A 12,123-nucleotide genomic window follows, 5' to 3' on the forward strand; every position below is an offset into this window, starting at 1 on the left:
GGGCTACCCACGCAGGCATCTATCGCCCAGTAAACAGCTCAAACAGGTAGCGGGCCTGTCCATTTTATGAACACACCACCGTCATATATCTCATGCGCGCCGACACAGGGTGCGCATGAGATATAAAATAAAATGAGTTCAACTGTAAGTCACGCCGATAGCCTCTGCCTCACGAGCACCTAACCATCTAGCCTCTGGCCACTCACCCGTATGGACTATTCGCTTTATACAAAGAAGCATCTCGGCCAAGACGCACTGGGTGGCCTTCGATTGCAGCCTTGAGGACATAACACCGAGGCCGAGCTGCCGCGTCAACGTAGGCATAACGATGGGAGCCGCCGCAAGTCGGCCGTTTTTCACGTCGTCCGCGACTGCCACCCACGGCAGGATCGTGTGCCCGTAGCCTTCAAGAATCAAACGCTTCTGAACACTGAGCGCACTCGTTTCCAACACGACTCTAGGCCGTACTCCGACGCGCTTTGCAGCTTGATCCACCAAATATCTGATTCCATACTTCGCATTGGCAAATATCAGCGGGAGAGCCATGGCGTCAGAAAACGCCACAGGCGTCTCCACGCTCAAACCGCAATCCACTGCCCCGATCAAATATAGATTCTCCTCAATTATTTTTGAAATTTCCATCTCAGCAACCGCCGCATCAGCATATAGCAGCGCAATTTCCAAATCCCCTCTCTCCAACCAACTCAATATGTGCTCTGCGTGCCCCATTACAATTCTTACTTCGATTCGAGGGTATAGCCTCTCGAGACTGCCGATCAAAATACTCGACAATACGTCACTCACACTCGCCAGCAATCCGACAGTAACTGTTCCGATGGCCATTTCAGATGTTGCGCTTATTTTTTCCCTAGCCACTTTAATTTCATCCATTATCCGGTGAGCATGTTCCTCAAGAATCTTTCCCTCATAAGTCAACTCCATTCCCCGTTTATCTCGAAAAAACAGGCTTACTCCCAATTCGTCCTCTAGCTGCTTGATCTGCTTTGAAACTGCAGGCTGAACAACATTAAGAATCTTGGCGGCCTTCGATACATTTCCCGTTTCCGCTACTGTAATAAGCGCACGTAGTTGCTTGAAATCCATTGAGTCCACCTATATTGCCAACGTGACAAGTCAAATCATTACTGATTGGGTAGCATATAGTATTCCCGCAGCAAAAGGATGAACACTCTAACCGGTGCACAAGCAGCCTACTCGAATCGCCGTATGGAGAAAGGTGACATGCACATCTCTATCCACTTCTTTGCCCGTGTGCTGCATGTCTTCGGTCAGGTTCAGGCGCTTGAACATCTGCTGGATACGCCGAACGACGAAATCGGACTGACGCTGATGGACGAGCACTTGCCCAAGCGCGTGCGCAGCAAGTCCGGCGGCTCTTCGGGAGCGTTGTGACGGCAGTCGCCGCGCTCACCCGCCAACAAGCCCAGGTATGCATCGGCAAGGCTGGCCTGCCGCTCGGCTCGCTCGTGTACGTCCAGCAAGGCCGAGGCCAGAACTGCGTTTTCGCCTATGACGAGACTTGGCTGACCAACCCTGAACGGTTCAACGTATCAGCCGACCTGCAACTGATGCCTGGCCACCAACCACACAAGGCGGCCTCGCCCCACGACTCCGTATTCCATGGCGTAATAGCCGATACGGCCCCCGACGCCTGGGGCCGTTGCGTCCTCGCCCGCGACCACGCCAAGCGTCGCCGCACCGACCCGAAACTGCGGCCCCTGACGGAGTTAGATCATCTGCTAGCGGTCGATGACTTCAGCCGCGTTGGCGCACTGCGCCTGCGCGATCCGAATGGAACCTGGCATAGAACGGTACCAGAGGGTCGACGCACTACCCCACCGTTGATAGAGCTCGAACACATCTACCGAGCCAGCCGCGGCGCCATTGCTGCAAGCCTCGCGTGAGGAAGATCGCAGCTACACGAAAATTGCAGACGCCATCCGTACCTACGGATACCCACCTACTCAGGACTTACGCCAACTCTGGCGCCGCTTGGTGTTAAACCTGCTGATTACCAACGTTGATGATCACCTGCAGAATCATGGTTGCTTGCATGTGGAGCATGGCCTGTGGCGTCTTGTGCCTGCATTCGACATCAATCCGTTTCCGGACAAAGAGCGTGAATCCAAGTCATGGCTGTCCGAGAAGGATGGCCCGATCACCGACGTTCATATGCTGCTGGCTCGGGCAGCTTACTTCTCATTGGGTCAAAAACAGGCCCAAACAGTCATGGCCGAAGTCTATGTTGCAGTAGTGAATCGGCGAAAGGTCGCTCTTGACACTGAGGTGGGGCTATGCCCATACGAATTAGATGACTTCGCAGCAGCTTTCGAGCATGGACAGATGGAGGCAACCGCCGCGCTGCTCTATGGGTAAAAGAGTCGTCCTCTTATCCTCCGGCTCCGATCCTGTACACCTTGGGCGCCGAATCTAGGCAATTAGTTGGCCGAAAGAGTGGACTATCACCTCCAAACTGGTTTTCGACAGATCTTCAAACGCACGCGATCAACAGACCCGCAAGTGCTGTGTGTCCGCTTTAGAAAAGCAGCAGCACCTGTAAAGGTCAGGGTGTGCACTTTCCCCGTTGCCTTTGCGTTACGAACATGCAAATCAGTCCGCGCCATGCTTCAATTCCAAATCCCAGATTAAACGGGAGATGAATTATGACGGCCGCTCCAGCGGCACTCCTACAGCAACAATGCGGCATACCAGCCCACCACTATTAGTGGACTGAAAAATGTACTTATTTGGAGTGGTTGTAGGTGGATTTCCCTGGATGTCAGTGGACACCCATCAGAAGGGAATTCCCCTTTTAGATCAAAAAGTTGATCACTCAGTGGACGTCCATGGCTTTCCTTGGCCGTCCTTGGAATGAGCGGGTGAAGGGAATCGAACCCTCGTCGTAAGCTTGGGAAGCTTCTGCTCTGCCATTGAGCTACACCCGCATCGGGATGGGCCGCGTGGTGGGCGAGCCATCGCGGGAGCGCAGATTATAGCGCCTGCCGCCGCAAGCGTGCACGGCCCATGGCAAGCAGGCCCACGGCAAGCGGCGCTTCAAATCTCGCCCCGGCCCAGCACAGCTCAGGCCAAGGCCGTGGGATAAGGAGACACGTCTATGTTCTGCAGCATCGCATAGGACAGCCGCTCGAACATCCTGGCCCGCACCCGGCGGCTGGCCGGGTCTTCCCATAGGTTGCGGGTTTCGTGAGGATCCGCTTCCAGGTCGTACAGCTCGCCCCAGGCTGCCCCGTCGTAGACCGTAAGGCGATGGTTGTCCATGAGCAGCGTGCGGCAGCGGATCCGTGTGTCGAAACCCAGGATCACGCGCTGCCCCTCTTCTTCCAGCATCAGGGCGTCGCGCAGGGCCGTCTTGCGGCCCGTCGCCAGCGGCAGCAGGCTGCTGCCCTGGATGCCGTTGAACGGCGCAACGCCGGCGCGCTCCAGGATGGTGGGTGCGATGTCGATGGTGCTGGCCAGCGCGGCGTCGCTGGCGCTGCCTTGGCCACTGGACGGGTCGGCCCAGATAAAGGGCACGCGCGTCAGCCCCCGATAATGTATGGGCCCCTTCAACAGCAGTTGGTGATCGCCCAGGTAATCGCCATGGTCGCTAGTGAACACGACTACGGTATTGTCCGCCAGGCCATGGTCTTGCAGTGCGCCGAGTATGCGCCCCACCTGGTGATCAATGTTGGAGATCGAGCCGTAGTTCAGTGCGATCGCCTCGCGCGCCTCGCGCTCGTTGCAGGCGAAAATCGCCGGGGTATGCCGGATGGCCGTGCCGGCGTCGCGCTGGTTCCACAGCCACTGCACATGCGGCGGCGCATTGCCTGTGGCATGGAACGAGGCCAGCAGGTCTATGTCTTCAGGGGCATACATATCCCAATACTTGCCGGGCGGCGTGAAGGGATGGTGCGGGTCGGGAAAAGAGCACTGGATGAAGAAGGGCTCGTCCGACTGAGCGTATTCCTGCAGGCGGCGGATCGTCTGCTCGCCGATGTAGGCAGTGGGATAAAGTTCCTCGGGCACGCGGGTGCGCCAGGCCTGGCGTATCTTGGTGAGTTCGTACGACGGGGCGGGCAGCGCCGCCTGCGGCCCGATCAGCGCCTCTATGCCCGGATGCTCGTTGCGCAGCCAATAACGGTAATGGCCATGCACATCGTCGCTGTGGTCGTCCACCAGCCGCGCCTGCTCGAATCCGTAATAGGGATATTCCAGGTCGTAGTCGTCGCGCTGCAGCCAGATCCGGCGCTTTTCCTGGTCATAATTGCCTGCTTCGGGCAGGCGCGCCTCTAGCGCCAGGCGGTCTTCGCTCTTGACGGGCCAACTGGGCGGAATGTCCGTCATGTTCTGCAGGTGCGCCTTGCCGACCAGGGCGGTGCGGTAGCCGGCTTGGCGCAGGGTTTCGACGAAGGTCATGGAGCGCAGCGACAAGGGAATGCCGTTGTGGCGCGCGCCGTGGGCAGACGGATAGCGCCCGGTCAGCATGCTGGCGCGGTTGGGCATGCAGATGGGCGTGGCCACATGCATATTGCCGCAGCGCCAGCCGCGGCTTGCCAGGCGATCCAGGTTGGGGGTCTGTACCTGCTTGTTGCCATAACAGCCCAAGTGATCCGCGCGCTGCTGATCGGTGATGATCAGCAGGAAATTCACTCGATTTCGCATATCAATGGTTTTCGATGCCGGCAACCTGCGCGGCGGACTTCCAGAACGACATGCCCTGGGTGATCAAGGTGCCGAACTGCTGCGGCGTCATGTATGCCGCGTGCATGCCTTGCTGTTCCAGCGTCTGCTGCAGGGTCTTGGACGCCAGCGCCTTCTTCAGGGCGGCGCTCAGCACCTCGATGCGATCGGCCGGGGTGCCGGCCGGCGCCAGCAGGCCCATCCAGGAACTGACCGCATCCTTGGGCGCGACATCCGAAAAATACTGGATGCCCGCCGGCAGGTCATTGAAGTGGCGGTCGTTGGCCACCCCGAGCACCTTGATCTTGCCCGACTTGACGAATGGCAAGGCCGGGGCAATGCCGCCCATCATCAGCGGCACCGTACCCGAAACCAGGTCGACCATGGCCGGGCCCGCGCCCTTGTAGGGAATGTGCCTCACATCCAGGCCCAGGCTATGTTTCAGAAGCTCCATCGCCAGGTTGTGCACCGTTCCCACCCCGGGCGACGCATAGGCGTACTTGCCCGGATTCTTGCGCAGGAGTTCCACGGTTTCTGTCAGGTTGTTGGCGGGAAACGAGGCATTGCCCAGCAGCACCACGACGTTTTCGGCGACGAAGCCGACCGGCGCAAAGCTTTTGACGGCGTCGTAGGGCAGCTTCGGATAGATATAGGTGTTGATGCCGTTGGTGCTGGTCGTGCCGAACAGCAGCGTCTGGCCATCGGGCCGCGCACGGGCGACATAGCTGGCAGCAATGCCGCCGCCGGCCCCGGCCTTGTTCTCGACGATGAAGTTGTAGCCAGTGTCACGCGCCAGTTCCTTGGCCAGCAGGCGGGCGGTGGTGTCCGTGGCGCCGCCGGGCGCAAAGGGCACGACGATGGAGATGGGGCCATTGGGATAAGGCTTCGATGCCACGGCCGGCGCACAGGCGGCGATACCCAGGCCGAACAGGGCCAGTACGGCGAGCGATTTTTTCATACGTGTCTCCTTGCATAGGCGCAATGGCCTTCAACAAGCGACAGTCTGCCCTAAAAGAAAGATAACATATAATGAATTAAATTATGAATTACATAACCATAAAGGAATGATAGAGCGAGCCATGGCGAATCCAGCCCCACGCAGCCCTCGGCCCATACACCTGAAGCAACGGCACATCGACCTGCTGCTTACCCTGGATCGGACGCGCCATTTGGGCCAGGCGGCCGAAGCGCTGCACATGAGCCAGCCGGCCGCATCCAAATCGCTGGCCCAGCTGGAATCCCTGTTCGGCTACGCGCTGTTCGAACGCACGGGCTCGGGCACACAAGCCACCGAGCTGGGCCACGCCGCCATCGCCCACGCCCGCAACATGGACGGCGCGGCCCGCCGCTTCGGCGCGGAACTCGAGGCGCTGCGCCAGCGCGGCCAGCAGCAGCTGCGCATCGGCATCCTGCCTTCGGCCTCCATACACATCACGCCCAGGCTGATCACCGCGCTGCTTTCCAGGGCCGGCAACCTGGAAATCAGCGTGCATGAAGGGCTGCTGCACGACCTGCTGGCCAGCCTGCTCGAGCGCCAGCTGGACTGCGTCATAGGCCGCACTACCAGCCGCATCGATTCCAGCCAGATCGAAGGCAGGTTTCTTTATGAAGACCCGATCGCACTGGTCTGCGGCGTACAGAACCCGCTGGGCGCCCTCCCGACCCCCGCCCTGGCCGAGATCATGGGCTCGATGTGGATACTGCCGGTGCAGAATTCGGTGCTTAGCGACCGCATGGACGAGATGTTCGCCCGGCTGGGCGTCGAGCGGCCGGCCAGGCACATCCAGTCCAATGCCGTCCTGACCAATATCACCCTGATCAACCAATACCCCTGGATCGCCGCGCTGCCGCGAGTCATCGCCGAGCATTTCCAAAAACAAGGCGGCCTCTGCATCCTGCCCATAGACACGCGCATCAATTTCGGGAACGTACAGGTCATGACCCGCAAGGAAAGCTCGGTGTCGCAACCGCTGGCCTTGGCGCTGGCGGCATTGCGGGAATTGTTCCCCGCCACCGAAACGTCGCCGGGCTGACCCACGCCCGCGCAGACCTGGCCGGCAGTCACTACAATTCCGCCTATGAGCACGAACACGCATACCGATATTCCGGCCGCCCCCGGCGGCCCCATTCCCGGGCCCACAGCCACCGATCCAGCAGGCACGGCCCATTCCACGGCCGACTCCACGGCTCCCTCTGGCGCCGACACCGTTCCCAAGCCTGCGCATATCCGCAGCTTCGTCCACCGCCGCAGCCACATCACGCCCGGGCAGAAAGAAGCGCTGGACAGGCTGATGCCGCTGTGGGCCCTGCCCTACCGCACCGTGCCGCTGGATCTGCAACGGACTTTCGGCCGCAACGCGCCGACCATACTGGAGATCGGCTTCGGCATGGGCGAGACCACGGAAGCCATCGCCACCACACGCCCGGGCGACAATTTCCTGGGCGTGGAGGTCTTCAATTCGGGAGTCGGCGCACTGCTCAAGCGCATCGAGGCCTCGGGCCTGCAGAACCTCCGCATCGTGCAGCACGATGCGGTAGAGGTAGTGCGCGACATGCTGGCGCCGCAATCGCTGGCGGGCGTACACATTTACTTCCCCGACCCGTGGCCCAAGGCGCGGCACCACAAGCGGCGCCTGGTGCAGCCGCCATTCGTCGAGCTGCTGGCCAGCCGCCTGGCGCCGGGCGGCTATATCCACTGCGCCACCGATTGGGAAAACTATGCGCAGCAGATGCTGGAGGTGCTGGGCGCCGAGCCCAGCCTGTGCAACACCTGCGAGGGCTATGCGCCGCGCCCGGAATACCGGCCGCAGACCAAGTTCGAAACGCGCGGGCTGCGGCTGGGCCACGGGGTATGGGATCTGATCTTTACACGAAAAAGCTGAACGAACACAGGAAAACAGAGGCGCCATGTACCCCGCCATACAAGCCTACCGCCAGGGCTACCTAAACACCGGCGACGGCCATCAAGTCTATTGGGAGCTTTGCGGCAATCCGCAGGGCAAGGCGGCGGTATTCCTGCATGGCGGCCCGGGCAGCGGCTGCGCGCCGGTACACCGGCGCCTGTTCGACCCGCAGCGCTACAAAGTGCTGCTGTTCGACCAGCGCGGCTGCGGGCGCTCGCGGCCGCATGCCAGCCTGGAGCACAACACCACCTGGCATCTGGTGGCCGACATCGAACGGCTACGCGCGGAAGTGCTGGAAACCGAACAGATCCTGGTGTTTGGCGGATCTTGGGGCTCGACCCTGGCGCTGGCCTATGCGCAAAAGCACCCCGAGCACGTCAGCGAGCTGGTACTGCGCGGCATCTTCGCCTTGCGCCAAAAAGAGATACGCTGGTTCTACCAGGAAGGCGCTTCGTGGCTGTTTCCAGACTTATGGGAACAATACCTGGCGCCGATCCCACCCGAAGAGCGCGACGACCTGGTCACCGCTTACCACAAGCGCCTGACCGGATCCGACCGCGAAGCACAGCTGCGCGCCGCGCATGCCTGGACGCAATGGGAAAGCCGCACGATCACGCTGCGGCCCAGCGCGCGGCATGCGCAGGGCCATGCCGACGACTCCTCGGCGCTGGCTTTCGCCCGCATCGAGAACCACTATTTCGTGAACCGCGGCTTCATGGAAGAAGGCCAGCTGCTGGCCGAGGCACACCGGCTGCACGCCATACCGGGCACCATCATCCAGGGCCGCTACGACGCCTGCACGCCCATGCGCACCGCCTGGGATCTGCATCAGGCCTGGCCGCAGGCCGAATTCCACGTGGTGCCCGACGCCGGGCACGCCTTCGACGAGCCGGGCACCCTGCAGCTGCTGCTGGCGGCCACCGACAAATACGCCGGGTAAAAAGGCCCGGCCTTAATGTGAAAGAAGCCCCTTTCATTCTCGGGGGAGGCGGCGCCCGCCATGACCGTTAGGGCCGGAAGCCCCCGAAGCCGCCCTTGCCCATGCCGCGCATGCCGCCCATGGCACGCATCATCTTGGCCATGCCGCCCTTCTTCATTTGCTTCATCATGCCCTGCATCTGCTCGAACTGGGCCAGCAGGCGATTGACTTCCTGCACCGGCACGCCGGAGCCGGCGGCAATGCGGCGCTTGCGCGAGGCCTTGAGCAGTTCGGGCTTGGCACGCTCGGCCGGGGTCATGGAATTCAGGATGCCTTCCGTGCGGCGCAATTGTTTTTCAGCCTGGCCGCCCTGCAGCTGATTCGCGGCCTGCGCGAACTGGGCCGGCAGCTTTTCCAACAGCGAGCCCATGTCGCCCATTTTCTTGACCTGCTGCAGCTGTTCGCGGAAATCGTTCAGATCGAAGCGATTACCCGACTTGAGCTTGGCCGCCAGCTTCTGCGCCTCGGCAATGTCGACGTTCTTCTGCGCCTGCTCGACCAGCGAGACGATGTCGCCCATGCCCAGCACGCGCTGCGCCATGCGCTCGGGGTGGAAGGGTTCCAGTCCGTCGAGCTTTTCCGATATGCCGACGAACTTCAGCGGCTTGCCGGTAACGTGGCGCACCGACAGGGCCGCGCCGCCGCGCGCATCGCCGTCCAGCTTGGTCAGCACCACGCCCGTCAGGGGCAGCGCGTCGGCGAAGGCCTTGGCCACATTCACCGCGTCCTGGCCCTGCATGGCGTCGACCACGAACAGGGTTTCAACCGGGTCGAGCAGGTCGTACAGGGCGCGGATCTCGCGCATCATGGCCTCGTCCACCCCCAGGCGGCCGGCCGTGTCGACGATCAGCACCTCGTAGTGATGGCGCTTGGCGTGGTCGAGCGCGGCGCGCGCGATGTCCTCGGGCTTTTGCGTGGTGTCGGAAGGCAGGAAATCCACATGCACCTGCGCCGCCACGGTGCGCAGCTGCTCGATGGCCGCCGGGCGATAGACGTCGGCGCTGACCACCAGCACCTTCTTCTTGCCCGTCTTGCGGCCGTGCTGCACATGGCCGCCCTCGCTGAGCCACTTGGCCAGCTTGCCGGTGGTGGTGGTCTTGCCGGCGCCCTGCAGACCGGCCATCAGGATCACGGCGGGCGGCTGGGCGGCCAGGGAAAGCTCGCCGGCCTCGGCGCTCTGGTCGCCGCCCATCAGGGCCGTCAATTCCTTGTGCACCACACCCACCAGGGCCTGGCCCGGGTTGAGGCTGCCCACCACGTCCTGGCCCAGCGCGCGTTCCCTGACCCGGGCAACGAAATCGCGCACCACGGGCAAGGCCACGTCGGCCTCGAGCAGGGCCATGCGCACCTCGCGCAGCATGTCCTGGGTATTGGCTTCGGTCAGGCGCGCCTGGCCACGCATGGTCTTGACGACGCGCGACAGGCGCTGAGTAAGATTGTCTAGCATAAATAAGAATGGTTTCGCTTAAACTAGTCGGTTCCGGGCTGCACCGAACTAAAATACGGTGCAGCGGGGGCATCATGCCCCTGCCGGCCCAACCATATATCAGGGACTATGTCTGCAGGCATTGTATTTCACTTGCTGGCCGCGCTGGCCTACGCCGTGCTGGCCGTTTCTCTTTGGCGACCGCTGACCCGCGACGGCGAACAGCCGCACGCCGGCAAAGTCGGGCGCATCTGCCTGCTCAGCGCCATTATTCTGCATGGCATCGCGCTGCACCAGGCCATCCTCACCGACAACGGCCTGCGCCTAAGCTGGGCCCTGGGCCTGTCGGCGGCAATCTGGGTGGGCATGATCATATTCTGGCTGGAAAGCCTGATCCTGCGCATCGACGGCCTGCTGCTGATCCTGCTGCCGGCGGTCACCCTGGTCACGATCGTGGCGGCCGCCTTCCCGCAGGGCTATGTGGTGGCCCACGCCCACAACGACTGGCTGCGGGTGCACCTGCTGATCGCGCTGACCGCCTACGGCATGATCACCGTCGCCGCCCTGCACGCCGTTCTCATGACCGCGCTCGACCGCCACCTGCACCGCCCAGTCGAACAAGAAGCCAGCCGCGGCATCATCAGCCGCGCCTTCGACTCCATGCCGCCCCTGCTGGTGCAGGAACACCTGCTGTTCCGTCTGATCTGGATAGGCTTCATCGTCCTGACCCTGGCCGTGGGATCCGGCGCCATGGTGTCCATGGCCCTGACCGGCCGCCCCTTCCCCCTGGATCACAAGACCGTCTTCACCCTGCTGTCGTGGGTCACCTTCGGCGGGCTGCTGGTCGGCCGCTACGCGCGCGGCTGGCGCGGCCGCATCGCCCTGCGCTGGACGCTGGTGGGTTTCGTCTTCCTGCTGCTGGCCTACACGGGCAGCCGGTTCGTGCTCGAAGTCATACTGCAGCGGGGTTGAAGTGGGCAAGGTTCTGATCTGGGTACTGCTGATTCTGGGCGGCATGCTGCTGGCGCGCATCATGTCGCAGAACAATGCCCGCCAGCAGTCGCGGCCGCGCCAGGCCCCGCCGCGCCCCATGCCGCCGGTGCAGGCGCCGGAAACCATGGTGCGCTGCGCCCATTGCGGCATCCACCTGCCGCGCTCGGAAGCCGTGCTGGTGCAGGGCAAAACCTGGTGCAGCACCGAGCACGCCAAGCTGGGCGTGCGCAAGTGAATACGCAGCCGCGGGCCGGCACGGTCGAAGTTCCAGTCCGGAGCGCCGATCCGGCTGCCGTTCACCTCCAGCCACGACTTTGGCTACTGCGGCCAAAGCGACAGCCAGAGCAACGGTAATGGCAGCGGCAGGCGATACCCGCCCTCTTGCACTGGATCGCCACGGCTGGCTGCGCCCGGGCCCCGGGGTGCGCCTGGCGCCGTCCCCCAACCAGGACGCCCGGCCGGGCAGCGTCGACCCGTACCTGCTGGTTTTGCACAATATCAGCCTGCCGCCCGGTGTCTTCGGCGGATCCGAAGTCGAGGATCTGTTCCTCAATCGCCTGGACTACGACTCCCACCCCTGGCTGCCGCGCCTGCGCGGGCTGCGAGTCTCGGCGCACTTCTTCGTGCGCCGCGACGGCGGCGTGATCCAGTTCGTTGCCAGCACGCGCCGCGCCTGGCACGCCGGTGTCTCGGCATTCGAGGGGCGCGAGCGCTGCAATGATTTTTCCGTGGGCATAGAGCTGGAAGGCACGGACTTCGAGCCATACGCCGAAGCCCAGTACGCAACCCTGGCCGCGCTGACCAGGGCGCTGCGCACGCGCCACCCGCTGCGCGCGGCATGGGGGCACGAACACATCGCCCTCGGCCGCAAGACCGACCCGGGGCCCTGCTTCGACTGGGCGCGCTACGGCCGGGAGAACGGCTGGCCGCGGCGGCAGATGCCGCCCGGGGCCGGCTGAGGCAGGCGAGCTGGGGAAAAGCAGCTGTAAAGCTGCGCCGGAAAGTCAACGGCGCCCCAGCGCTTATACAGGCCCCGGGGCGCCGTTCAAGGCAGACGTAAAACATCAGCGGCGAGCCCGCGCTGCAGATCGCCGAAGAACCCGCGCCATCCGCCCGCCAAT

The 12,123-nt window shown here is 62.6% G+C and carries 13 protein-coding genes and 1 tRNA gene; 9 read left to right on the forward strand and 5 right to left on the reverse strand.

The window, feature by feature from the left end; genetic code table 11:
• Nucleotides 1-138 precede the first annotated feature (138 nt).
• A complete protein-coding gene (locus tag CEY11_RS09145) occupies nt 139-1,104 on the reverse strand; it encodes a LysR family transcriptional regulator (RefSeq protein WP_088603058.1) in 966 nt (321 codons plus the stop codon).
• A gap of 138 nt (nt 1,105-1,242) precedes the next feature.
• On the opposite strand from CEY11_RS09145, the gene CEY11_RS09150 reads away from it, so the two are divergent.
• The 3 genes from CEY11_RS09150 to CEY11_RS26150 are packed head-to-tail and all read left to right on the forward strand — an operon-like array spanning nt 1,243 to nt 2,397.
• On the forward strand, nt 1,243-1,413 hold the full coding sequence (locus tag CEY11_RS09150) for a DNA-binding protein (RefSeq protein WP_233154806.1): 171 nt from the start codon (nt 1,243-1,245) through the stop codon (nt 1,411-1,413).
• Nucleotides 1,410-1,925, forward strand: a complete 516-nt coding sequence (locus tag CEY11_RS26145) for a HipA N-terminal domain-containing protein (RefSeq protein ID WP_456297770.1) — start codon at nt 1,410-1,412, stop codon at nt 1,923-1,925. The genes CEY11_RS09150 and CEY11_RS26145 overlap by 4 nt, the downstream gene beginning before the upstream one ends.
• Nucleotides 1,906-2,397 (forward strand): HipA domain-containing protein, encoded by a 492-nt coding sequence (locus tag CEY11_RS26150; RefSeq protein WP_456297771.1) that lies wholly within the window; start codon nt 1,906-1,908, stop codon nt 2,395-2,397. Before CEY11_RS26145 ends, CEY11_RS26150 begins: the two co-directional genes overlap by 20 nt.
• Before the next feature lie 498 nt (nt 2,398-2,895).
• Here CEY11_RS26150 and CEY11_RS09160 read toward each other — a convergent pair.
• From CEY11_RS09160 to CEY11_RS09170, 3 genes are all read right to left on the reverse strand, one after another.
• Nucleotides 2,896-2,966 (reverse strand) — tRNA-Gly (locus CEY11_RS09160).
• A gap of 136 nt (nt 2,967-3,102) precedes the next feature.
• Entirely contained in the window at nt 3,103-4,683 is a 1,581-nt protein-coding gene (locus CEY11_RS09165) for a sulfatase family protein (protein WP_088603060.1), read from the reverse strand.
• Nucleotide 4,684: 1 nt separating this feature from the next.
• Entirely contained in the window at nt 4,685-5,659 is a 975-nt protein-coding gene (locus CEY11_RS09170) for a Bug family tripartite tricarboxylate transporter substrate binding protein (protein WP_088603061.1), read from the reverse strand.
• 121 nt (nt 5,660-5,780) lie between these two features.
• Between CEY11_RS09170 and CEY11_RS09175 the strand changes: the two genes are divergently transcribed.
• The 3 genes from CEY11_RS09175 to pip are packed head-to-tail and all read left to right on the forward strand — an operon-like array spanning nt 5,781 to nt 8,544.
• A complete protein-coding gene (locus tag CEY11_RS09175) occupies nt 5,781-6,734 on the forward strand; it encodes a LysR family transcriptional regulator (RefSeq protein ID WP_158215248.1) in 954 nt (317 codons plus the stop codon).
• A gap of 45 nt (nt 6,735-6,779) precedes the next feature.
• Nucleotides 6,780-7,583 (forward strand): tRNA (guanosine(46)-N7)-methyltransferase TrmB, encoded by an 804-nt coding sequence (trmB, locus tag CEY11_RS09180; protein ID WP_088603063.1) that lies wholly within the window; start codon nt 6,780-6,782, stop codon nt 7,581-7,583.
• Nucleotides 7,584-7,608: 25 nt separating this feature from the next.
• On the forward strand, nt 7,609-8,544 hold the full coding sequence (gene pip / locus CEY11_RS09185) for a prolyl aminopeptidase (protein WP_088603064.1): 936 nt from the start codon (nt 7,609-7,611) through the stop codon (nt 8,542-8,544).
• A 67-nt stretch (nt 8,545-8,611) separates the two neighbouring features.
• Here pip and ffh read toward each other — a convergent pair whose 3' ends face one another.
• Entirely contained in the window at nt 8,612-10,030 is a 1,419-nt protein-coding gene (ffh, locus tag CEY11_RS09190; RefSeq protein ID WP_088603065.1) for a signal recognition particle protein, read from the reverse strand.
• 108 nt (nt 10,031-10,138) lie between these two features.
• Between ffh and CEY11_RS09195 the strand changes: the two genes are divergently transcribed.
• From CEY11_RS09195 to ampD, 3 genes are all read left to right on the forward strand, one after another.
• Nucleotides 10,139-10,981 (forward strand): cytochrome C assembly family protein, encoded by an 843-nt coding sequence (locus tag CEY11_RS09195; protein WP_088603066.1) that lies wholly within the window; start codon nt 10,139-10,141, stop codon nt 10,979-10,981.
• A gap of 1 nt (nt 10,982) precedes the next feature.
• Nucleotides 10,983-11,237 (forward strand): PP0621 family protein, encoded by a 255-nt coding sequence (locus CEY11_RS25360; RefSeq protein ID WP_158215249.1) that lies wholly within the window; start codon nt 10,983-10,985, stop codon nt 11,235-11,237.
• Between the two features lie 118 nt (nt 11,238-11,355).
• Complete coding sequence (ampD, locus tag CEY11_RS09205) at nt 11,356-11,961, forward strand: 1,6-anhydro-N-acetylmuramyl-L-alanine amidase AmpD (RefSeq protein WP_088603067.1); 606 nt, start codon at nt 11,356-11,358, stop codon at nt 11,959-11,961.
• The last annotated feature ends 162 nt before the right edge of the window (nt 11,962-12,123 follow it).

Origin of the sequence: Candidimonas nitroreducens (assembly GCF_002209565.1) — a bacterium.
GTDB classification, from domain to species: domain Bacteria; phylum Pseudomonadota; class Gammaproteobacteria; order Burkholderiales; family Burkholderiaceae_B; genus Candidimonas; species Candidimonas nitroreducens.